The sequence below is a fragment of the Azospirillum sp. Marseille-Q6669 genome (genome assembly GCF_965111635.1).
Window position 1 is genome coordinate 946,639 of record NZ_CBCOOP010000001.1, and the last position, 21,129, is coordinate 967,767.

The following is a 21,129-nucleotide window of genomic DNA, read 5'->3' on the forward strand; positions in this document are numbered from 1 at the left end:
CCGGATCGTCATGTTCAGACGGCGATGGCGCGTAACGGCGGCGCCGCGGGAAGCCGGGCGGTGATGGCGGGATCGGGAGAGCGGAAGACGAATGTGCGGCGGCATGCGCTAGGGGCGCCGGCACCGTTGGCTTGGGCGCTGGTGGCGGGACGGCTCCGTGTCGGCCATCGGTTCATCGGCGCACCTTCGCCGGAATTGCGCGACGACGGAGCCATACTGGAGTCATCCGTCACCTCATGAACCCCGGCCCCGGCCAAGAGTTCCCGACCCCCGGCGACGGACCTGCCGGGTTGACGCGCGTCACGGACGGCGAAAGCCCTGTGGCGGGAGAGAAAAAGGGAGCGCCCCGGGGCGTTCGGTCCCGGCAATCGTCCTTACGGAAATGGCCCTTTACGCCACGCCCTTTTCCTTCAGGAAGGGGCCGTACTTCTTGTCGGTACCCTGGATGTGCTTGATGAGCCAGCTCTTCAGGAAGTTCATCACCTCCATGCTCAGCGTGGCGGTGACGCCGGCGTGGTACTTGCGCTGCACCTCGAGCACCTGACTGGCCAGCGCGTCGTGTTCCGCCTTGTGGGCGTCGCGGTCCGGATAGCCGAGGCGGGCGAAATGCTCCTCCTCATGGGTGAAGTGGGACTTGGTGTAGGCGACGAGGCTGTCGAGAATGCCGCCCAGCGCCTCCTTGCTGCGCCCCGCCTGGACAGCGTCGAACAGCTCGTTGACCAGGGCGACCAGTTGCTTGTGCTCCTCGTCGAACTGCGCGATCCCGACACTCAGCTTCTCGTTCCACATCATCAGCGGCATTTCGTTCCGTCCCTTCGCGCTGGACCACACCTCACCGGCCGAAGATAACCCCAGCGTGCGAAAGGGTAACGTCTTCCGTATGGCGCTTCAACGGTCGGCGAACCCCCGGAAGTCAACGTTGGGAACCAATCCCGCATGCGGCTGTTCGACAGACGTTTCCAGCAGAAAGGAACATTTCATGAACGAGAAGCGTGACAACGACCGTGATCATCGCCCGCAGTCCCATAGCGGAGACGCGCCGAATCCGGGTCGCAATCCGAAAACCGTGGACGCCGGGGGCGCCGACCATTCGAACCGCGAGAAGGACCCGGACGACTGGACAACGGGGGACGAGCCGATGACCGGCGCGCAGGCCTCCTACCTGAAGACGCTCAGCGAGGAGGCCGGCGAAGGCTTCGACGGGGATCTGACGAAGGCCGAAGCCTCCAAACGCATCGACGCTCTTCAGGAAAAGACGGGCCGCGGCGCCTGACGGCAGACGCCGCGGCTCCCGGACCTCAGGCCATCTCTTCCGCGAAGTGGCAGGCGACCAGCCGCTCGTCCACGGGGCGCAGCGCCGGCACCTCGGTCGCGCAGCGCTCCGTCGCGTAAGGGCAGCGCTTGTGGAAGGGGCAGCCCGGCGGCGGGTTCAGCGGCGAGGGCAGCTCGCCCTTCGGGATCACCCGCTCCGCCCGCAGCGCCGGGTTCACCCGCGGCGTGGCGGCCATCAGGATGCGGGTGTAGGGGTGACGCGGGCGGGAGTAGACCACGTCCTTCGGCCCGTGCTCCACCGGACGGCCCAGATACATCACCATGACCGCGTCGGCGATGTGCCGCACCACGCTGAGATCGTGGGAGATGAACAGGTAGGCGAGGTTCAACTCCTCCTGCAGGTCCATCATCAGGTTGAGCACCTGCGCCTGGATCGACACGTCGAGCGCCGACACCGGCTCGTCCGCCACCACCACCCGCGGGTTCAGCATCAGCGCGCGCGCGATGGCGATGCGCTGGCGCTGGCCGCCGGAGAACATATGCGGGTAACGGTCGACCTGATCGGGGCGCAGCCCGACCTTCGCCATCATGGCGACGGCCCGCTCCCGCCGCTCCTGCTTGCCCATCGGGGTGTTGATGACCAGCGGCTCCGACAGGATGGACCCCACGGTCTTGCGCGGGTTCAGCGATCCGTAGGGGTTCTGGAACACCATCTGGACGGTGCGCCGAAGCTCCTTCATCTCCGACGCGGTGCGCCCGACCACGTCGCGCCCATCATAGAGAAGCTGGCCCGAGGACGGCGGCTCGATCATCGTGACGGAGCGCGCCAGCGTGGACTTGCCGCAGCCGGACTCGCCGACCACCGCCAGCGTCTTCCCGGCTTCGAGCTGGAAGGACACGCCGTCCAGCGCCTTGACGGTGGCCGCCGGCTTGAAGGCACCGCGCTTCACCGCATAGTGCTTGCGCAGGTGGATGGCTTCCAAGACCACCGGGCCGGTGGCCGGCATGACGTCGGTGAGGATGTCGGTCATCACAGAACCTCCCCGGCGCCGACCGGAGCGTCGGCCAGCGGATAGAAGCAGCGCGCCTTGCCGGCGTCCACGTCGAACAGGGCCGGCCGCTCGATGCGGCAGCGGTCGGTGGCGAAGCGGCAGCGCGGGTTGAACAGACAACCCTGCGGCCGGTCGCCGATGCCCGGCACCACGCCGGGGATGGTCGGCAGCCGGCGCTTGCCCAGCGCCCGCTCCGGCAGCGCGTCGAGCAGCGCGCCGGTGTAGGGGTGGCGCGGCGCCTTGAACAGGGCGTCCACCGGACGCGTCTCGGCGACCTGCCCGGCGTACATGACGACCACCCGCTGCGCCGTCTCCGCCACCACGCCCATGTCGTGGGTGATGAGGATCAGTGCCATGCCCCGCTCCTTCTGGAGGCGGACGAGCAGGTCGAGGATCTGCTTCTGGATGGTCACGTCCAGCGCCGTCGTCGGCTCGTCCGCGACCAGCAGGCGCGGGTTGCAGGCGATGGCGATGGCGATCATCACGCGCTGGTTCATGCCGCCGGAGAGCTGGTGCGGGAAGGCCGACAGGCGGCTTTCCGGGGCCGGGATGCCGACCTGCTCCAGCAATTCGATGGCGCGGTTGCGCAGCGCCTTGCCGGACAGCCCCTCATGCACCTTCAGCGTCTCCATGATCTGGAAACCGACGGTGAAGCAGGGGTTCAGGCTGGTCATCGGCTCCTGGAAGACCATGGCCACGTCCTTGCCGGTGATCTTCCGGCGCTGCGACGGGCTCATCGCCAGCAGGTCCTTGCCGCCGAACTGCATGCGGTCGGCGACCACCGTGCCGTTGGAGCCGAGCAGGCCCATCACGGCGAGCGAGGTCACGGACTTGCCGGACCCGGACTCGCCGACGATGCCCACCACCTCGCCCTCGTCCACGGTAAGGTCGATCCCGTCCACGGCGCGGAAGGTGCCGGCGCGCGTGGTGAACTCGACGGACAGGTTCTTGATGTCGAGAAGAGGCATGATGGGTATCAGCGTTTCAGCTTGGGGTCGAGCGCGTCACGCAGCCCGTCGCCCAGCAGGTTGAAGGCCAGCACCGTCACCAGGATGGCCACGCCGGGCCAGGTGACGACCCAGGGGGCGCGCTGGAGGAACTGGAGGGAGGAGGCCAGCATGGTGCCCCACTCCGGCGTCGGCGGCTGCGCGCCGAGGCCGAGGAAGCCCAGCGCCGCGGCGTCCAGGATCGCCGTGGAGAAGCCGAGCGTCGCCTGGACGATCAGCGGCGCCACGCAGTTCGGCAGGATCACCACCAGCATCAGCCGCAGCGGCCCGGCCCCCGCCACGCGGGAGGCGACGACGTAATCCTTGTTCGTCTCCGCCATCACGGCAGCGCGGGTCAGGCGGGCGTAGTGCGGGATGACCACGATGGACACGGCCAGCATGGCGTTGACCAGCCCCGGCCCGAGGATCGCCGCCACCACCACGGCCAGCAGAAGGCTGGGCAGCGACAGCAGGATGTCCATGAAGCGCATGACCAGCGCGTCGGTGACGCCGCCGAAGAAGCCGGCGACCATGCCCAGCGCCAGCCCGACCGCCAGCGACAGCGTGACGACGATCAGGCCGATCATCATCGACAGCCGCGCGCCGAAGATCAGGCGCGACAGCATGTCGCGCCCGATGTCGTCGGTGCCGAGGAGGAAGGCCCAGCGCCCGCCCTCCTGCCAGACCGGCGGCACCAGGATGGCGTCGCGGTACTGGATGTTGGGATCGTGCGGCGCCACCAGCTCGGCTAACAGCGCGACCACGGCGATCAGCAGGATCACGGCGAGGCCGGCCATGGCCCCCTTGTTCTGCCGGAAATGGTACCAGAACTCGACCAGCGGGTGCGGCGGCTGGGAAACCGGCGGAGAAGCGGCCGGAAGAGTCTCCGGAACGCCCGTCGTCGTAGGAGTCGTCATGGCTCACCTCACCGCGAATGGCGGATGCGCGGGTTCAGGACGCCATAGAGAACGTCCACCAGCAGGTTCACGGTCATCACCGTCGTCGCGATCAGCAGCACCCCGCCCTGGAGCGCCGGATAGTCGCGGCGGTTGATGCTCTCGATCAGCCACTTGCCCACGCCGGGCCAGGAGAAGATGGTTTCGGTCAGGATCGCGCCGCCCAGCAGCGTGCCCACCTGGAGGCCGATCACGGTGACCACGGGGATCAGCGCGTTGCGCAGGGCGTGCATGCCGATCACCCGCTTGCCCGCCAACCCCTTGGCCTTGGCGGTGCGGATGTAGTCCTCGCCCAGCACCTCCAGCATGGCGGAGCGCGTCATGCGCGCCACGACGGCCAGCGGAACGGTGCCGAGAACGATCATCGGCAGGATGAGGTGATGCAGCGCCGACCAGAAGGCGCCGTATTCGCCGGCCATCAGCGTGTCGATCAGCATGAAGCCGGTCACCGGCTCCACGTAATAGAGCAGGTCGAGCCGCCCGGACACCGGGGTCCAGCCCAGCCCCACCGAGAAGAACAGGATCAGCAGCAGGCCCCACCAGAAGATCGGCATGGAATAGCCGGTCAGGCTGATGCCCATCACGCCATGGTCGAAGATCGAACCGCGCCGCACCGCCGCGATGATTCCCGCGGGCAGGCCGACCACCGTGGCGAACAGCATGGCCAGCGCTGCCAGTTCCAGCGTCGCCGGGAACAGCGTCACGAATTCGCTGAACACCGAATTGCGCGTCACCAGCGACACGCCGAGGTCGCCCTGGAGGACGCCGCCGATGTAGTCGAGGAACTGGTGCCACAGGGGCCGGTCGAGCCCCAGTTCGTGTCGCAGTTCGAGAAGCCGTTCGGGGGGGATCCCGCGCTCGCCGACGCGCACCTCGATGGGGTCGCCGGGGACAAGGCGGATCAGAAGGAAGGTCAGGAAGGTGACGCCGAGAAAGGTCGGAATCACCAGGCTCACCCGCGTCAGGATGAAGCGTAGCATCGGATCGTCACCGGGGGCTCGAAACGAAAGCAAGGGGGCCGCGGCCCCCTTTTTACCTCTGCATCCGCAAAGGGAAGCCGGGGGTTTAATGCCCCGGCCACCGCTTTGTAAAGCCGCTTGCTACGCTGAGTTTATTGTTTCAAATCGACGCCGTAGAAGCGATGGATGCCGAACGGGTCCATCTTGTAATCGACCACATTCTTGCTCAGCGCCATGTGCACGACCGAATGCGCGACGGTCAGCCACGGGGCCTCTTCCTTGAAGATCACCTGCGCCTGCTCGTACAGCTTGGTGCGGGCGGCGATGTCGGTGGTGCGCTTGGCCTGCACGACGAGGTCGTCGAACTCCTTGTAGCACCACTTGGCGATGTTCGACCCGCCGGCACGCGCGGCCTCGCAGCCGAGCAGGACATGCAGGAAGTTGTCGGGATCGCCGTTGTCGCCGGTCCAGCCCAGCATGCCCATCTGGTGCTCGCCGGCCTGGAGACGCTTGCGGTACTCGCCCCACTCGTACTGCACGACCTTGGCCTTGATGCCGACCTTGGCGAGGTCCGCCTGCATCATCTCGGCCATGCGCTTGGCGTTGGGGTTGTACGGGCGCTGCACCGGCATGGCCCACAGGTCGGTCTCGAAACCGTCCGGGAAGCCGGCCTCGGCCAGCAGCTTCTTGGCGCGCTCCGGATCGTACGGGTAGTCCTCGATCTCCTTGTTGTACGACCACATGGTCGGCGGGATCGGGTTCTTCGCCGGGACGCCGGCGCCCTGGTACACCGCGTCGACCACGGCCTTCTTGTCGATGGCCATGTTCAGCGCGCGGCGGACGCGCACGTCGTCGAAGGGCTTCTTGGTGACGTTGAAGGCGAGATAGCCGACGTTCAGGCCTTCCTGCTCCATCAGGGTGATGGCGGTGTCCTTCTTCATCGCGTCCAGATCGGCCGGGTTCGGGTACGGCACGATGTGGCACTCGCCGGCCTTCAGCTTGGCGTAGCGGACGGCGGCGTCGGGCGTGATGGCGAAGACGAGGTTGTCGAGCTGCGCCTTGCCGCCCCAATAGGGCTCGAACGCCTTGTAGCGGATGACCGCGTCCTTCTGGTAGGCAACGAACTGGAACGGACCGGTGCCGATCGGCGCCTGATCGATCTTGTCGATCTGGTTCTTCTTCTGCAAGGCCTCGGCGTATTCGGCGGACTGGATGGGCGCGAAGGGCATCGCCAGATTGGCGATGAAGGGCGCCTCGACCTTGTTCAGCGTGAACTTGACCGTGTAATCGTCGACCTTCTCGATCGACTTCAGCAGGTCCGGCATCGCCATGTCGTTGAAGTAGTCATAGGCGCCGCCGGACACCTTGTGGAAGGGGTGATCCTTCTTCCACTGACGGTTGAACGACCACAGAACGTCGTCCGCGTTGGCGTCGCGGGTCGGCTTGAAGTCGTTGTTGCTGTGCCACTTCACGCCCTTGCGCAGGTGGAACGTGTAGGTCAGCCCGTCCTCCGACACCTCCCACTTCTCGGCGAGGCCGGGGACCACCTTGGTGCCGCCGTACTCGAACTGCACGAGGTTGTTGTACACGGGCAGCGAGACGTCGAAGCTCGTTCCGGTCGTGTTGACCATCGGGTTGAAGTTTTCAGGGCTGCCCTCGGAGCAATAGACGAGGGTCTTGGCGGCCTGGGCCGGCGCAGCAAGCGCCAAGGTGGCGGCAACGCCGAGCCCGGCACCCAGCAGGATGCGCTTCATTCCTAACAACCTCCCGTGTTCGGTCGAATGGCCGCCCGTTCTTTTCGGCGGCCGGTGATGCGGGTTCATTTGGCGCGTGGCCGAATCGTCTGTCAACACGCAACCAAGCCGCATCACGCAAGCTCCACGGGAGGCGTCAGGCCAAGCGGAACTTCAGGCGCGGCCCGATCTCCGTGAAGCCTTCGCGCTTATAGAATCGCAGGGAATCCGGCCAGTCCGTGGCGGAGGGCGCCCCCACCTCCACCCGCGACCAGCGATGGCGGCGGCCGTGGTCCAGAACGGCCCGGATCAGCACCCGCCCCACCCCGGCGGAGCGCGACTCCGATTTCACGTACAATTCACGGATCGTCCCGAACCGGCCCAACGTGGAGATGCAGACGCCCTCCGACAGCGTCGCGACGCCGAGCGGGCGGCCCGCCGCGTCCTCCGCCAGGAAAACCGTGTACGAATCGCCGGCGCCGTCCAGCAGGGATTCGGCGACGGCCAGCATCACGGCGCGCGGCGTGTCGTTCTGCCCGGCGGACAGTTCCGACAGCAGCGCCGCCACGAACCCGGTGACCACACCCGCGTCGGCAAGCCCAGCCTTACGCACACGAATGTCGGTCATGTCCCGACACCTCCGCTCACGTTTCGCGAGGCAATCGTACTTGGGAAGTTTGTGATCCGAAACACCTTGCTTCGATCCGTAGACCCGACTGCCCCTTTCACCGCACTCCCTACAATCGTGAGGGATATGAATTCAGATGAAGCCGAAACCGAGAAGGCCTATAAACCCTATCAATTTCCGGTTATAAAAGTTCAATGATGCACATCAGTGGATACAGCATGCGCCCCATGATCGCCCTGGCTTGCGGGATGTTGCTGTCGGTCGCTCCGGCAATGGCTCAAGCTCAAGGCCCCGACATCCTCACAATATGGCAACAGTTCTCAGTTTCCAATTCACTTGCCAGCAAATGTGTGAAGCCCGACAAAGCGAAACTCACAAAATTTTTAGAGAACTACCAGATCGTCTCCACTCATGCGGCCCTTCGCCTCAAACAAATGAATCCGGAATGGGGCCGCGATCGCGTTGATAAGACGATGGCAGAGCACTACGCCGCGATTGACAAAGCCGTATCGGAATTTCTTGCTCAAGAAACATGCGGTGGACAGAAAACCAAAGAAGCGTTGCAACGTTTCGACATGCAGGCTGAAATGGATTTTTCCAGAAACAAGCAGTGATCTTGCAGAGGGAATCACTCCCTATCGCCATTATCCCTCTGCCATTGCGTCAATAGTCAGCAAGCCTCCGCTTCGATGGTCAGGCTGTCCAGGAGAAAGCTGCCGTCCTCCAGGATGTCGAAGTGGCGGCGCACCTCGTCGGAGGCGAGGTCCTGGAGGGCGCGGATGGCCTGGGCGCGCAACTCCGGGGTGGAGGTGCGGGCGGTCCAGACGGCGAACTCCATGCGCAGGCGGCGCGGCGTCAGGCCGGTCACCGCGAAGCCGGCGCGCGACAGCGCGGCCATCCATTCCGCGGCACTGTAGTTGCGGACGTGCGAGGTGTCGCGCAGCAGCTCCACCGCCTGGAGATGGGTGTCCAGCAGCGGGTGCCCCGGCGACACGATGTCGACGAAGACCGCCCGCCCGCCGGGGGCCAGCACCCGCCGCGCCTCGCGCAGCCCGGCCTCGGCGTTCAGCCAGTGATGGGCGCTGAAGCGGCTCAGCACCACGTCGAAATGGCCGTCCGGGAAGGGCAGACGCTCGGCGGGGGCCTGGGTGGTGGTGATGTTGGTCAGGCCGCGCTCCGCCGCGTTGTGGGCCACCGCCTCCAGCATCGGGGCGGTGACGTCCACCGCCACCACCTCGCCGGCGTGGGGGGCGGCGCGGTAGGCGACATGGCCGCCGCCGCAGCCGAGATCCAGCACGCGGCCGGCGTTCCTCCCGCGCAGCGCATCCTCGATCTGGTCCAGGTCGGCTCCCGACGCGTGGACGGCGCTGGTCACATAGGCGTCGGCGCGCTGGCCGTATTGTGCGGCGACGACGCCATGGTGGCTGTTGGTCATGGTGGCGGTTCCCGTTGGTGTTTGTTGGGGCGTGTTCGTTGCGATGGCCCAGCATCGGCCGTCCGGCAAACGGGTACAAGGCAAGCGCTTATCCTGGTATAAGCGCTGCCACCATGAGTTCCGACGACGATGCCCGGCACCGGCTGGGCGCCTTCCTGCGCGCCCACCGGGAGCGGCTGACCCCGGTGGAGGCCGGCATCCCACAGACCGGCTCCGCCCGCCGCCGCACGCCCGGCCTGCGGCGGGAGGAGGCCGCCCAGCTCTGCGGCCTCAGCCCGACCTGGTACACCTGGCTGGAACAGGGGCGCGAGGTCTCCGTCTCCCCGCAGGCGCTGGGGCGCATCGCCGGCGCGCTGCGGCTGACCGCGGCAGAGCGCGCCTATCTGTTCGAACTGTCGCGCAAGCGCGATCCCAACGCCGACGCGACGGACGGATCGGACCAGCCGCCGGCTCCGCTGCTCGCGGCTCTGGAGTCGATGGCGGCGCCGGCCTATCTGCTCGACCGCGTCTGGAACGCCCGCGGCTGGAACGCCCCTGCGGCGCATCTCTTTTCCGGCTGGCTGGGCGGGGCGGAGCGGAACCTGCTGCGCTACGTCTTCCTCGACCCGACCGCGCGGGGCTTCATCGCCGACTGGGAGGACCGCGCCCGCCGGCTGCTCGCCGAGTTCCGCGCCGACACCGCCCGCCGCGCCGGGGACACGGAGGTGGCCGCCCTTGTCGACGGCCTGCGCGCCGATTCCCCCCGTTTCGCCCGCCTGTGGGAAGACCAGGGCGTGCTGGAGCGGGAGGGCGGCACCCGCGGCTTCACCCATCCCCAGGACGGGACGCTGGTCTACGAACAAGTGACGTTGTGCCCCGCCGGACGATCCGACTACAAGCTGGTGATGCTGCTGGGGCCGCAGGCTCCGTAAGACGCCCACTGATACGCTCCGGACGCCCCATGGACCGCCAGCCGCGCAACGCCGTCTTCACAGCCTATGCCCTGTATCTGCTCTCCTCGGCCTTCTTCGCCTCCAACGTGGTGATCGGACGGGCCGCGGCCGCCATCGTGCCGCCGGTCGGGCTGGCCTTCTGGCGCTGGGTGCTGGCCTTCCTGATGATCCTGCCGCTGGCCCTGCCCGGCCTGATCCAGCACCGCCACGTCCTGCGCGCCTCGTGGAAGCGCTTCCTTCTGCTGGGGGCCCTGGCCCAGGGCGTGTGCGGCGCCGTCGTCTACATGGGGCTGGAGCGCACCAGCGCGACCAACGCCGCCCTCATCTACGCGACCAGCCCGGTCATCATCCTGATGATCGCCGCACTGTGGCTGCGCGAGAAGGTGACGCCGCGGCAGGCCGCGGGAATCGCCGTCGCCATGGCCGGCGTGCTGGTCATCCTGACCCGCGGCGACGCGCAGGCGCTGCTGCATCTGTCCTTCAACGCCGGCGACCTGCTGATTCTGGTGGGGTCGGCGACCTGGGCGGTCTACACGGTGCTGCTGCGCCAGACCCGCAGTTCGCTGCCGGTGGTGACGGTGTTCGCGGCGAACGCGCTGGCCGGTGTCGTCGTGCTCGCCCCCTTCTACGCGTGGGAGACGCTGGCCCTGCGCCCCGTCCCGCTGAGCCTGGACGCCGCCATCCGCATCGCCGGCGTGGCGCTGTTCGCCTCCGTCCTGGCCTTCCTGACCTACCAGAAGACGATCAACCTGATGGGTCCGGCGCGGGCCGGCACCTCGCTCTACGTCATGCCGCTGTGGGCGGCGGTGGCGGCCTGGGCGCTGCTGGGCGAGCAGTTCCAAATGTTCCACCTGCTGGGCGTCCTGCTGGTGCTGCCGGGGGTGGCGCTGGCGACCCTGCCGCCGCGCGCCACCCCCGGCAAGCCCGCCCCCGCCAAACCCGTCAGCGGATCATCGGAAGCGTGAGCCCCTGCTCCTTCGCGCAGTCCTTGGCGATGTCGTAGCCGGCGTCGGCGTGGCGCATCACGCCGGTGCCCGGATCGTTGGTCAGCACACGCTCCAGCCGCTTGGCCGCGGCGTCCGTCCCGTCGGCGACGATGACCATGCCGGAATGCTGGCTGAAGCCCATGCCGACGCCGCCGCCATGGTGCAGCGACACCCAGGTTGCCCCCGAGGCGCAGTTCAGCAGCGCGTTCAGCAGCGGCCAGTCGGACACCGCGTCCGACCCGTCGATCATTCCTTCCGTCTCGCGGTTCGGGCTGGCGACGGAGCCGCTGTCCAGATGGTCGCGCCCGATGACGATGGGGGCCTTCAGCTCGCCCTTGGCCACCATCTCGTTGAAGGCGAGGCCGAGCCGCGCCCGGTCGCCCAGACCCACCCAGCAGATGCGCGCCGGCAGGCCTTGGAAGCGGATGCGCTCGCGCGCCATGTCCAGCCAGTTGTGCAGGTGCGGGTTGTCGGGGATCAACTCCTTCACCTTGGCGTCGGTGCGGTAGATGTCCTCCGGATCGCCGGACAGGGCGGCCCAGCGGAAGGGACCGATGCCGCGGCAGAACAGCGGCCGGATGTAGGCCGGCACGAAGCCGGGGAAGGCGAAGGCGTCGGCCACCCCCTCGTCCTTGGCGACCTGACGGATGTTGTTGCCGTAGTCCAGCGTCGGCACGCCCATGGCGTGGAAGTCCAGCATGGCGCGGACATGGGTCGCCATCGACGCCTTGGCCGCCGCGACCACCGCCGCCGGGTCGGTGCGGCGCTTCGTCTCGGCCTCCTCCATCGTCCAGCCGGCGGGCAAATAGCCGTTCAGCGGGTCGTGGGCGCTGGTCTGGTCGGTCACCGCGTCGGGCCGGAAGCGCGGGTCGGCCTTGGCACGCCGCACCAGTTCCGGGAACACCTCCGCGGCGTTGCCGAGCAGACCGACCGACACCGCCTTGCCGGCGGCCTGGGCCTCCCACAGGATCGCCATCGCCTCGTCGAGGCTGGTGGCCGAGCGGTCGAGATACTTGGTCTCAAGCCGCCGCTCGATGCTGCGGGCGGAGCATTCAACGGCCAGCATGGACGCCCCGGCCATGGTCGCGGCCAGCGGCTGCGCGCCGCCCATGCCGCCCAGCCCGCCGGTCAGAATCCAGCGGCCCTTCAGGTCGCCGCCGTAATGCCGCCGCCCGACCTCCACGAAAGTTTCGTAGGTGCCCTGGACGATGCCCTGGCTGCCGATGTAGATCCAGGACCCGGCGGTCATCTGGCCGTACATCATCAGGCCCTTGGCATCCAGCTCCCGGAAATGGTCCCAGGTCGCCCAGTGCGGCACGAGGTTGGAGTTGGCGATCAGCACACGCGGCGCGTCCGCGTGAGTGCGGAAGACGCCGACCGGCTTGCCCGACTGGACCAGCAGCGTCTCGTCCTCGTTCAGGGTCTTCAGCGACGCCACGATGGCGTCGAAACAATCCCAGTTCCGCGCCGCCCGTCCGATGCCGCCATAGACCACCAACTCGTCCGGGTTCTCCGCGACGTCGGGGTCGAGGTTGTTCATCAGCATGCGCAGCGGCGCCTCGGTCAGCCAGGACTTGGCGGACAGTTCCGTGCCGTGCGGCGCCCGGATGACGCGGCGGTTGGCCGGCTGCGCGGCCGGCGGCTTGGTGTCGGACATGTGACTCGTCCCTCTCGAATTTTGCTTGATGCGTTTGTTGTTTTCAGACGGGAACAGTGCCGCCGCCGAGCACAACGGTCAACGCTTCCCAAGGGGTGGAGCGGGTGCGGGAGTGCAGGCGCTTGTCCAGCGTGACGAGCGGCGCGCCGAGTTCCTCGGCCAGCGCCAGATAAAAGCAGTCGTAGGCCGGATGATCGAGGGCCACGGCAATGGAGAAGGCCCGTCGGATCAACCCCGACATCGGCACAAGCATCGTGTAAGCTTGCGGGATTTCCGCCAACGCCCGGTCCGCCTGCTCCTCGCTGATGAGGCCGGACCGGCGCATCTTCCACAAAGCGTTCGTCACTTCCGGCACCACCAGATCGGGGGCGACGAGCATTCCCCCACCGCTGACGAGAGCTTGAGCCAAGGACGTGTAACCGTCCTGGATCGACCACCTCATGGCGACGTTGGCATCGACGACTTTCACCGGTCGCGGTCCTCGCGAATGAGATCGGTCATATCGACGTGAAATCCCGGCGGCGTCATGGCCGCGGTCCGCCGCATCCGCTCCAGCAGGTCGTGACGGCGCGCCTGCTCGCCGGCTTCGCGCGCCAAGGCGCCTGCCAACAGCAGTTTCGCCTCCTCCTCCGGCGTCCGCCCGGCGCTGCTCGCAAGCGCCTTCAGGCGGTCCAGCGTGCCTTCCTCAACATCCTCAAGAACGATCTTCCCCATCGCGCCCTCCAGACGGGTTCAGAGTACGCCATCACGTCGGCAACGTCACTCCAGACCGCCCCGCACCAGCCGCCCGCCCCGCACCACCGCGGCGCAGGGGTTGGCGCCCAGCCAGTAGCACAGCTCCGCTGGGTCGCCGACGTCCCACACCGCCAGATCGGCGGCCTTGCCGGGCTCCAGCGTGCCATGGGTGGCGGCCATGCCCAGCGCCCGGGCGGCGTTGCGGGTGACTCCGGCCAGCGCCTCCTGCGGGGTCAGGCGGAACAGGGTGCAGGCCATGTTCAGCATCAGCAGCAGCGACACGGCGGGCGAGGTGCCGGGGTTGCAGTCGGTGGACACCGCCATCGGCACGCCATGGCGCCGGAACAGCTCGATGGGCGGCAGCTTGGTCTCGCGCAGCGTGTAGAAGGCGCCGGGCAGCAGCACCGCCACCGTGCCCGCCGCGGCCATCGCCCGCGCGCCCTCCTCGCCGGTGTGCTCCACATGGTCGGCGGACAGCGCCTTGTAGCGCGCGGACAGCGCGGCCCCGCCGCCGTCCGAGAGCTGGTCGGCGTGCAGCTTCACCGGTAGGCCGAGCCGCCGCGCGGTGTCGAACACGCGCGCCGTCTGCTCCGGCGAGAAGGCGATCCGTTCGCAGAAGGCGTCGACCGCGTCGAGCAGCCCCTCCGCGGCCAGGGTGGGCAGGATCTCGTCGCAGACCAACGCGATGTAGTCATCCGCCCGCCCGGCGAACTCTGGAGGCAGCGCGTGGGCGGCCAGCCCGGTCGTCCGCACCGTGACGGGGAAGCGCTCACCCAGCGCTCGCGCCGCGCGCAGCATCCGCCGCTCCGTGGCGAGGTCGAGGCCGTAGCCGGACTTCACCTCCACCACCGTCACGCCCTCGGCCAGCAGCGGCTGCAGGCGCACGGCGGCGCTGGCGAACAGGCTGTCCTCGTCGGCGGCGCGGGTGGCGGCGACGGTCGAGGCGATGCCCCCCCCGGCGCGCGATATCTCCTCGTAGGTCGCGCCCTCCAGCCGCATCTCGAACTCGCGGGCGCGGTTGCCGCCGAAGACCAGATGGGTGTGGCAGTCGATCAGCCCCGGCGTGACCCAGCGCCCGCCCAGGTCATGCTCCTCGGCGGCGCGACCGGCGGGGCGGTCCTTGGCGGCGCCGATCCAGGCGATCCGCCCGTCCTTCACGGCGATCACCACGTCCCGCACGACTCCTCCCGGAGCCATCGTGGCCGCATGACCGTTGAACCACAGGCTGTCCCACTCCATCATCCCCTCCCCGGCTTCCCGCCGCTTTCCATCCCACCTTACATCGCCATGCCCGACACCGACACCACACCAGCCCCGCGTTCCGCGCATCCGGTCCTGCTCTGCGCCGATGACTACGGCTTGTCGCCGGGCGTCAACGAGGCCATCCGCGACCTCATCGCCGCCGGACGCCTGACGGCGACCTCGGCCATGACGCTGTGCCCCTATTGGGCGGAGGGCGCGGCGCCCTTGAAGGAACTGGCCGGCAAAGCCGACGTCGGGCTGCATTTCACCCTGACCGACCAGCCGCCGCTGGGTTCCCTGCCTAAGCTGGCCCCGGACGGAAAGCTGCCGCCGCTGGGGCGGTTGATGAAACTGGCCTACAGCGGCGGCCTCGATCCCAAGGAAATCCGGGAGGAGCTGGCCCGCCAGCTCGACGCCTACGCCGCGGCCTGGGGCGGACCGCCCGCCTACATCGACGGCCACCAGCACGTCCACCAGCTTCCCACCGTGCGCGAGGCGGTGGCCGACGCCCTGGCCACCCTGCCCGGCGCCTATGTCCGCCTGTGCGGGGAGCCGGTGGGTGCCGTCCTGCGCCGCGGCGTGGCGGTGCCGAAGACCTTGCTGATCCGCGGGCTCGGCGGTGGGCTGGCGCGGCTGGCGCGGGCGCGCGGCATCCCCGCCAACGACCGCTTCGCCGGTGTCTACGACTTCTCCGGACGCCAGCCTTTCCCCGATCTGATGGCGCGCTTTCTCGACCGTCCCGCCGGGAGGCTGCTGGTGATGGTCCATCCCGGCATCCCGGACGAAGCCCTGCGCCGCGCCGACCCGCTGGTGGACCAACGCAAGGTGGAGCACGACTATCTGAGAAGCCCGGCCTTCGCCGCCCTGCTTGGCGAGCGAAGCATCCGACTCGCCCGCTTCGCCGAGTTCCCGGCGCCCTGATACAACCTCCCGCTTCTCCGCCCCCCGGCGGTATAGTTCCGCCGGTCATTCTTGACCGTCGCGATTGTTCGCCCCTACCATCATTACGACATGGCCGGATCGAGGGGGCTCTTCCTGGAGAAGAGACGAACAACAAAATCCCCTCGGTAAGAAGCGGCCCACAAAAGGGGATGCGGGATATGCACGACAATGGGACGTCGTCCGGACCACCGGGCGGCCAGGGCTCCAGCGGCTGGGTCGATTTCTGGAACCGCCCCAACGCCATTTACGCGAATCAGCGCAACCTCGAAGCGCATTTCGCCTGCCTGCAGAACGACCTCGACGCCCATCTTCCGGAGGGGGGGACCGTCCTGGATTTCGGCTGCGGCGACGCGCTGGCGGCGGAGGCCATGGCCAAGCGCTGCCGGAACGTCTGGCTGTACGACGCCGCCCCCGCGGTGCGGCAACGCCTGCGCGAGCGGCTGTCCGGCCATCCGGGTATCCGGGTCCTCGACGACGACGATCTCGCCACCCTTCCGACGGGCAGCGTCGATCTGGTGCTGGCCGTCTCCGTGCTGCAATACATCCCGCGGGAGGAGTTGGAGGGCGTTCTTCACCGCTGGCGCCACCTGATCGGCACCCGTGGGCGCATCCTGATCGCCGACGTGGTGGAGCCCGACACGCCGATGCTGCGCGACATCGCCAGCCAGCTCAGCATGGCGCGCCGGCACGGCTTCCTGATGGCGGCGCTGATGGGGCTGGGGCGCATGGCCCTGTCCGACTACCGCCGCATCCGGCGCGAGGCCGGCTTTTCAACCTATACGCCGGCGGAGTTGCAGGCCCGGCTGTCCGCCGCCGGACTGAAAGGCGATCGTCTGGCGAAGAATATCGGCCCGACGCCGCACCGCCATTCCTTCGTCGCTCGCTCTCACGGTGAGCCGACAGGCGCTCAGGCGGCAGGCGATCCGGCCTTGAAGGTCCAGTAGCGGTTCGCGCCGAAGCTCCACAGCATCACCAGCGCCGTGGCGGTGAGCTGGGCCAGCAGGTAGTGCAGGCCCAGCCGCTGCGCCAAGGCCCACATGATGGCGCTGTTCACGCACAGCCCCACCGCCGCGACGGCTACGAACTTCGTGGCGGTGGGCAGGTGCTCCTGCTCGCTGCGAAAGACATGGCCATAATTCAGCAGGTAGCTGATGACGCCGCCGACGAGGAATCCCGCCGCCGAGGCCAGGACCGGCGGAGCCGCCGCCAGTTCCGACAGGGCGATCAGAACGCCGTAGTGGCCAACCGCCGCGGCACAGCCGACCACCGCGAAGAGCAGGAACTGCACCAGCGGCGCGTGCGCCGCCCGGTCCCTGGTGAATCTTCCCCCGGTCAATCCTCGTTCTCGACCCATTCCCTCTGCCGCAGCTTGTAGCGCTGGATCTTGCCCGTTTCCGTCCGCGGCAACTGCTCCAGAAACTCCACCGCGCGGGGGTACTTGTACGGGGCGATCCGGTCCTTGACGTAGCATTGCAGCCGCTCCGCAAGATCGTCGCTGGGCCGCACGCCGTCGCGGGTGACGATGAAGGCCTTGGGGATGGAGCCGCGCAGCGGATCGGGCGCCGCGATGACCGCGCATTCCTCCACCGCGTCGTGGCCGAGCAGAACGTCCTCCACCTCCAGGCCGGAAATCTTATAGCCGGCGGAGACGATCAGGTCGTCGGTCCGCGCGTGATACCAGAAATAGCCGTCCTCATCCATGCGGAAGGCGTCACCGGTCAGGTTCCAGCCGCCCTGCACGTAGTTCTCCTGGCGCGGGTCGTCCAGGTAGATGCAGCCTGTCGGGCCGCGCACGGCCAGCCGCCCGATCTGGCCGGGGGGCAACGGGGTCAGGCTGTCGTCGACCACGCGGGCCTCGTAGCCCGGAACAACCATGCCGGTGGCGCCGGGCCGCACGGCACCGGGGGGCGAATGCAGGACGGCGTTCAGCATCTCCGTGGTGCCGAAGCTGTCGAGAATCTCCATCCCCGTCACCGCCTGCCAGCCCTCCAGCGTGGTGGCGGGCAGCGGCTCCCCCGCCGAGACGCAGGCGCGCAGCGTGCGCAGCCCCTCGGCCAGAGCCGGGTCCTCCTCGATCCGCGCGGTCATGGCGCGGTAGACGGTGGGCACGGTGAACATCACCGTCGCCTTGTGCTTCGCGGTCACCTCCAGCAGCCGTTCCGGCGTGGCCCGGTCCAGCAGCACCACCGACGCCCCCACCCGCAGCGGGAACAGCAGCATTCCCCCCTGCCCATAGGCGAAGGCGAGCGACGGCGTGCCGCAGAACACGTCGTCGCCACCGGTCTTCAGCAGCGATTGCGGCGACAGGTCGGCCACCGCCAGAAGGTCGCGGTGGAAATGCGCGGTCGCCTTGGGCTTGCCGGTGGTGCCCGAGGTGAAGGCGATCAGCGCCACATCGTCGGCGGCGGTGTCCACCACAGCGAAGCCGGCTTCGGTCTCTTCCAGCCATCCTTCGAGGTCGCCGCCGTTGAAGGTCACGACAGGCATTCCCCCGCCCATCGATTCCGCCGCCCCGTTGAGATCCTTGGCGAAGCGCGCGTCGCACAACGCCAGCGAGACGGCGGCACGCTCGATGATGCTTTCCAGCTCCGTCGCGCGCAGCAGCGGCATGGTCGGCACCACCACCGCGCCGGCTTTCAGCACCGCCAGCCAGCAGGCGGCCAGCATCGGGGTGTTGGTCCCGCGCACCAGAACCCGGTTGCCGGGAACGATCCCGAACCGCTCGGCCAGCAGGCGCGCGATGCGGTCCACCGTGTCGCGGAAGCGGCCATAGCTCCACACGTCGCCGTTTCCGATGACGCAGGGGCGCTCGTCCCAGCCGCGCTCCCGCCAGACGTCCAGCAGGGCCGCGGCGGCGTTCAGACGCTCGGGATAGGTGAGTTCGGGCCGGTCGTAGGAAAAGTCGGGCATCTGCTCCGGCGGTGGCAGCCGGTCACGCGTGAAACTGTCGATATGACCGGACCGAATCATCCTCTGACGCCTCCGCCACGCACCGTGTTCTTGAGCTTTCCCAACAACCCCATCAACTGCACCATGTCGCCGTGGGGCATTCCCGCCGTCAGCTCGGCCAGCCAGCGGCGTTGCGCCGCCGCGATGGCCTGCGCCAGGGCGCTGCCCTCGGGGGTGATCCGGACGAACTGCATGCGCCGGTCGTTCGACGCCGCGGCCCGCGTGACCAGCCCATCCGTGGCCAGGCGTTCTACAATGCCGGTGACGTTGCCGTTGGTGACCATCATGCGCTTCGACAACTCGCCCATGGTCAGCCCTTCCGGCTGACGTTCGAGCAGGCACAACAGATCGAAACGCGGCTGGGTGGTGCTGAACTCGTCGCGCAAACGGCTGCGCAATCGGGCGCCGATGAGAACGGCGCACGCCGAAAGACGCAACCAGAGGCGCATCTCCGGGGAGGCGGCAAGGTCAGCCGCAGCCTCCACATCGACCGACACGTCCCCCTGCGCCCCGGCCGATGCCTCGGCCGCTGCGATGGCGGGTCCCTTCACGGTCTGTCTCCACTCCCGGTGGGAGGCATTCGCCGCAGCGCCGCCTCCTCTTCGTTCGAAGGCTTACTGTAGTTGGACGCTCGGCCTTTGAGCCATGCAAGGAAGGAATGCTTGGTGCACAAGCAATAATCATCTGCGCAGAGATCGGGCGCGTTCACCCTCAAGCGCTCGACCGCTCAGTCGGCGCTCAGATACAGGTCGATTTCGCCCTGCTCCATGACGTGGGCGGTGCCGTGGATGATGCCATTGGCGATCTGGATGATTCGGTGGATCATCGCGACGGAGGTCTGGCAGTCCAGCCGCAGCTTGTCGGTCGCCCCATCCTGGATGTCGATGGACACGCGCTCCAGCGTGTGGCGGACCACCTGATGCGCCTGGGCGATGGTGTCCTCGAACGGCCGCTTGAACTTGGCCGGGACGTGGCCGTACGCCTCGATGGCCAGATCCTTGTCCGAGAAGCCGCTGTCGCGGAAATGCTCCTGGTAGCTCTTGGGCTGCCAGATCAGGCATTCCTCCAGCATGTCCGGCATGTCCGGAATCATCTCGATCAGCATCACGATTTCGTTGAAGTGATTGAGATAATCGGTCGCCAGCAGGGTCTTGTCGGAAATGTTGGTGCCGACCACGCGCTGCCGCCAGACATGGAAATCCGCCAGTTCGTCCGGCGCCATGCCATCGGTCACCGGCGGATCGGAATCGGGCCGATCAGAGCCTGCCGGGTCGAAATCTGGTTCGGTCATACGCGACTCTGGCATGCGCGGCCCTGGCATACGCGGTTCGACAGGCTCGGGTCTGGCGGGCGGTGCCGGACGGTTTCCAAGCCGTTCCACCACCGGTGCGCGACGCCGGGGACAGTCAGTAATATCGCACTCATCCCGGCGCAAGCCCACCAGCGCGCTTTTTTTCGATGCCGTGCAAAAAAACGCCGCCGGCGCGTCCCCGCTGGGACAGGCGCTGCGGCGGCAGTGACTGGCGGTTCAGGGAGGAATCACACCATTGGCAGTTCCAACAACCGGTCATCGCCAATTGTTCCGCTTCCCTCGCATGTGCAGCGAACGGAACGGGGGCGGGCCGCCCGAAAAGCCCCTGCGCCCGAGCGAACGAGGTATGACGCCGCCCGTCCGGCGACGGGACTTAATCCGATCAAGCTATCCCGAATAACCCTTTCGTCGTCACTCCCGATACGGCGCGAACTGCGCCATATGAACTTAACTTTGTAAGCGATCGGACGGGAACATTCGGCAAAGTCCGGGAAACGCGGCAGGCAAGCCAGCGCCCCTCGGCGGTCCGCACTGGCTGGAGGTACGGGGAAAAAGTCATGGATCAAAACACCCGCCACCTGATGGAACATCTGCCTTATCTGCGACGCTATGCGCGGGCCTTGACCGGCACATCGACGCAGGGGGATGCCCTGGTGACGCGCACGCTTGAATGGTACCTGGACGGGCCGGGCGGGTCGGCAGTGGTGGACCCGTCGCGCGGTTCGCTCTACCGCTACCTGAACCAGTTGCAGGACAGCTCCGGCGCCCGGGCTGGTGCACCCGGCGCCCATCCGGTCGAGGCGGCGCTGCACAGCCTGGACGAGATGGATCGTCGGCTCTACCTGCTGGTCAACCTGGAGGATCTGCCGGTCGCCGACGCCGCCACCGTGCTGGGCATTGCCCCGGAAGACGCGGTGGAGCGGCTCAACTTCGCCCGAGAGCGGGTGCGCTCGAAGCTGACGGCGACGATCCTGATCGTCGAGGACGACGCCATCATCGCCTTCGATCTGGCGGAGACCGTGCGCGGCATGGGCCACACCGTCTGCGGCAACGCCGCCACCATGGACGAGGCGCTGACGCTGGCTTCCCGCCATGCGCCGACGCTGGCGCTGATGGACATCCGTCTGGCCGAAGGAGACAACGGAATCGAGGTGGCGCGGGAGCTTCGCCGCAAGCGCTTCCTGCCGGTGATCTTCGTCACCGCCTTTCCCAACGAACTGGCCAAGCAGGGGCTGGAGCATCTGGGCCCGGTGATCCCCAAGCCCTTCACCCGCGAGCAGATCGAGCAGGCGATCACCCGCGCCGTCTTCACCCCCCACCCCGAGGAAGCCTCGCTCGCCATGAAGCACTGAG

The 21,129-nt window shown here is 67.8% G+C and carries 23 protein-coding genes; 7 read left to right on the top strand and 16 right to left on the bottom strand.

What is annotated here, in order from left to right; translation table 11 throughout:
• Positions 1 to 390: 390 nt before the first annotated feature.
• The gene (locus ACWPXE_RS04000) at positions 391 to 801 is read right to left on the bottom strand and encodes a bacteriohemerythrin (RefSeq protein ID WP_454016781.1); all 411 of its coding nucleotides are present in this window, start codon (positions 799 to 801) and stop codon (positions 391 to 393) included.
• 178 nt (positions 802 to 979) lie between these two features.
• On the opposite strand from ACWPXE_RS04000, the gene ACWPXE_RS04005 reads away from it, so the two are divergent.
• The gene (locus ACWPXE_RS04005; RefSeq protein WP_454016782.1) at positions 980 to 1,273 is read left to right on the top strand and encodes a DUF3072 domain-containing protein; all 294 of its coding nucleotides are present in this window, start codon (positions 980 to 982) and stop codon (positions 1,271 to 1,273) included.
• 25 nt (positions 1,274 to 1,298) lie between these two features.
• Here ACWPXE_RS04005 and ACWPXE_RS04010 read toward each other — a convergent pair whose 3' ends face one another.
• The 6 genes from ACWPXE_RS04010 to ACWPXE_RS04035 form a co-directional block, all read right to left on the bottom strand.
• Entirely contained in the window at positions 1,299 to 2,303 is a 1,005-nt protein-coding gene (locus ACWPXE_RS04010) for a peptide ABC transporter ATP-binding protein (protein ID WP_454016783.1), read from the bottom strand.
• Positions 2,303 to 3,292, bottom strand: coding sequence for an ABC transporter ATP-binding protein (locus ACWPXE_RS04015; protein ID WP_114860939.1), 990 nt, complete (start codon positions 3,290 to 3,292; stop codon positions 2,303 to 2,305). Before ACWPXE_RS04015 ends, ACWPXE_RS04010 begins: the two co-directional genes overlap by 1 nt.
• A gap of 8 nt (positions 3,293 to 3,300) precedes the next feature.
• Entirely contained in the window at positions 3,301 to 4,227 is a 927-nt protein-coding gene (locus tag ACWPXE_RS04020) for an ABC transporter permease subunit (protein ID WP_454016784.1), read from the bottom strand.
• Between the two features lie 8 nt (positions 4,228 to 4,235).
• Complete coding sequence (locus ACWPXE_RS04025) at positions 4,236 to 5,246, bottom strand: ABC transporter permease subunit (protein WP_035679052.1); 1,011 nt, start codon at positions 5,244 to 5,246, stop codon at positions 4,236 to 4,238.
• A 131-nt stretch (positions 5,247 to 5,377) separates the two neighbouring features.
• Positions 5,378 to 6,979, bottom strand: a complete 1,602-nt coding sequence (locus tag ACWPXE_RS04030) for an ABC transporter substrate-binding protein (protein ID WP_454016785.1) — start codon at positions 6,977 to 6,979, stop codon at positions 5,378 to 5,380.
• A gap of 136 nt (positions 6,980 to 7,115) precedes the next feature.
• Complete coding sequence (locus ACWPXE_RS04035) at positions 7,116 to 7,586, bottom strand: N-acetyltransferase family protein (RefSeq protein ID WP_454016786.1); 471 nt, start codon at positions 7,584 to 7,586, stop codon at positions 7,116 to 7,118.
• A gap of 218 nt (positions 7,587 to 7,804) precedes the next feature.
• Here ACWPXE_RS04035 and ACWPXE_RS04040 point away from each other — a divergent pair, with 218 nt between their 5' ends.
• Entirely contained in the window at positions 7,805 to 8,200 is a 396-nt protein-coding gene (locus ACWPXE_RS04040) for a hypothetical protein (RefSeq protein WP_454016787.1), read from the top strand.
• A gap of 56 nt (positions 8,201 to 8,256) precedes the next feature.
• Here the strand turns inward: ACWPXE_RS04040 and ACWPXE_RS04045 are convergent, their stop codons facing one another.
• Complete coding sequence (locus ACWPXE_RS04045) at positions 8,257 to 9,021, bottom strand: class I SAM-dependent methyltransferase (protein ID WP_149168110.1); 765 nt, start codon at positions 9,019 to 9,021, stop codon at positions 8,257 to 8,259.
• A 113-nt stretch (positions 9,022 to 9,134) separates the two neighbouring features.
• Between ACWPXE_RS04045 and ACWPXE_RS04050 the strand changes: the two genes are divergently transcribed.
• Both ACWPXE_RS04050 and ACWPXE_RS04055 read left to right on the top strand, forming a co-directional pair.
• Positions 9,135 to 9,932 (top strand): helix-turn-helix transcriptional regulator, encoded by a 798-nt coding sequence (locus ACWPXE_RS04050; protein ID WP_454016788.1) that lies wholly within the window; start codon positions 9,135 to 9,137, stop codon positions 9,930 to 9,932.
• A 29-nt stretch (positions 9,933 to 9,961) separates the two neighbouring features.
• On the top strand, positions 9,962 to 10,918 hold the full coding sequence (locus ACWPXE_RS04055) for a DMT family transporter (protein WP_454016789.1): 957 nt from the start codon (positions 9,962 to 9,964) through the stop codon (positions 10,916 to 10,918).
• Here the strand turns inward: ACWPXE_RS04055 and hutU are convergent.
• The 4 genes from hutU to hutI are packed head-to-tail and all read right to left on the bottom strand — an operon-like array spanning position 10,896 to position 14,570.
• A complete protein-coding gene (hutU, locus tag ACWPXE_RS04060) occupies positions 10,896 to 12,596 on the bottom strand; it encodes a urocanate hydratase (RefSeq protein WP_454016790.1) in 1,701 nt (566 codons plus the stop codon). The genes ACWPXE_RS04055 and hutU overlap by 23 nt on opposite strands.
• A gap of 43 nt (positions 12,597 to 12,639) precedes the next feature.
• Positions 12,640 to 13,065, bottom strand: coding sequence for a type II toxin-antitoxin system VapC family toxin (locus tag ACWPXE_RS04065; RefSeq protein WP_454016791.1), 426 nt, complete (start codon positions 13,063 to 13,065; stop codon positions 12,640 to 12,642).
• The gene (locus tag ACWPXE_RS04070) at positions 13,062 to 13,310 is read right to left on the bottom strand and encodes a hypothetical protein (RefSeq protein WP_237906267.1); all 249 of its coding nucleotides are present in this window, start codon (positions 13,308 to 13,310) and stop codon (positions 13,062 to 13,064) included. The genes ACWPXE_RS04065 and ACWPXE_RS04070 overlap by 4 nt, the downstream gene beginning before the upstream one ends.
• Positions 13,311 to 13,355: 45 nt before the next feature.
• Positions 13,356 to 14,570, bottom strand: a complete 1,215-nt coding sequence (hutI, locus tag ACWPXE_RS04075) for an imidazolonepropionase (RefSeq protein ID WP_454016792.1) — start codon at positions 14,568 to 14,570, stop codon at positions 13,356 to 13,358.
• A gap of 48 nt (positions 14,571 to 14,618) precedes the next feature.
• Between hutI and ACWPXE_RS04080 the strand changes: the two genes are divergently transcribed.
• On the top strand, positions 14,619 to 15,494 hold the full coding sequence (locus tag ACWPXE_RS04080; RefSeq protein WP_454016793.1) for a ChbG/HpnK family deacetylase: 876 nt from the start codon (positions 14,619 to 14,621) through the stop codon (positions 15,492 to 15,494).
• A gap of 179 nt (positions 15,495 to 15,673) precedes the next feature.
• Entirely contained in the window at positions 15,674 to 16,459 is a 786-nt protein-coding gene (locus ACWPXE_RS04085) for a class I SAM-dependent methyltransferase (RefSeq protein WP_454016794.1), read from the top strand.
• On the opposite strand, the gene ACWPXE_RS04090 is transcribed toward ACWPXE_RS04085, so the two are convergent.
• From ACWPXE_RS04090 to ACWPXE_RS04105, 4 genes are all read right to left on the bottom strand, one after another.
• Positions 16,423 to 16,851, bottom strand: coding sequence for a GtrA family protein (locus ACWPXE_RS04090; RefSeq protein WP_454016795.1), 429 nt, complete (start codon positions 16,849 to 16,851; stop codon positions 16,423 to 16,425). The genes ACWPXE_RS04085 and ACWPXE_RS04090 overlap by 37 nt on opposite strands.
• Positions 16,848 to 18,425, bottom strand: coding sequence for an AMP-binding protein (locus ACWPXE_RS04095; protein ID WP_454016796.1), 1,578 nt, complete (start codon positions 18,423 to 18,425; stop codon positions 16,848 to 16,850). Before ACWPXE_RS04095 ends, ACWPXE_RS04090 begins: the two co-directional genes overlap by 4 nt.
• Positions 18,426 to 18,481: 56 nt before the next feature.
• The gene (locus ACWPXE_RS04100) at positions 18,482 to 19,015 is read right to left on the bottom strand and encodes a MarR family winged helix-turn-helix transcriptional regulator (protein ID WP_237906273.1); all 534 of its coding nucleotides are present in this window, start codon (positions 19,013 to 19,015) and stop codon (positions 18,482 to 18,484) included.
• A gap of 176 nt (positions 19,016 to 19,191) precedes the next feature.
• On the bottom strand, positions 19,192 to 19,755 hold the full coding sequence (locus ACWPXE_RS04105) for a hypothetical protein (protein ID WP_454016797.1): 564 nt from the start codon (positions 19,753 to 19,755) through the stop codon (positions 19,192 to 19,194).
• 578 nt (positions 19,756 to 20,333) lie between these two features.
• Here ACWPXE_RS04105 and ACWPXE_RS04110 point away from each other — a divergent pair.
• A complete protein-coding gene (locus ACWPXE_RS04110) occupies positions 20,334 to 21,128 on the top strand; it encodes a response regulator (protein ID WP_237906275.1) in 795 nt (264 codons plus the stop codon).
• The last annotated feature ends 1 nt before the right edge of the window (position 21,129 follow it).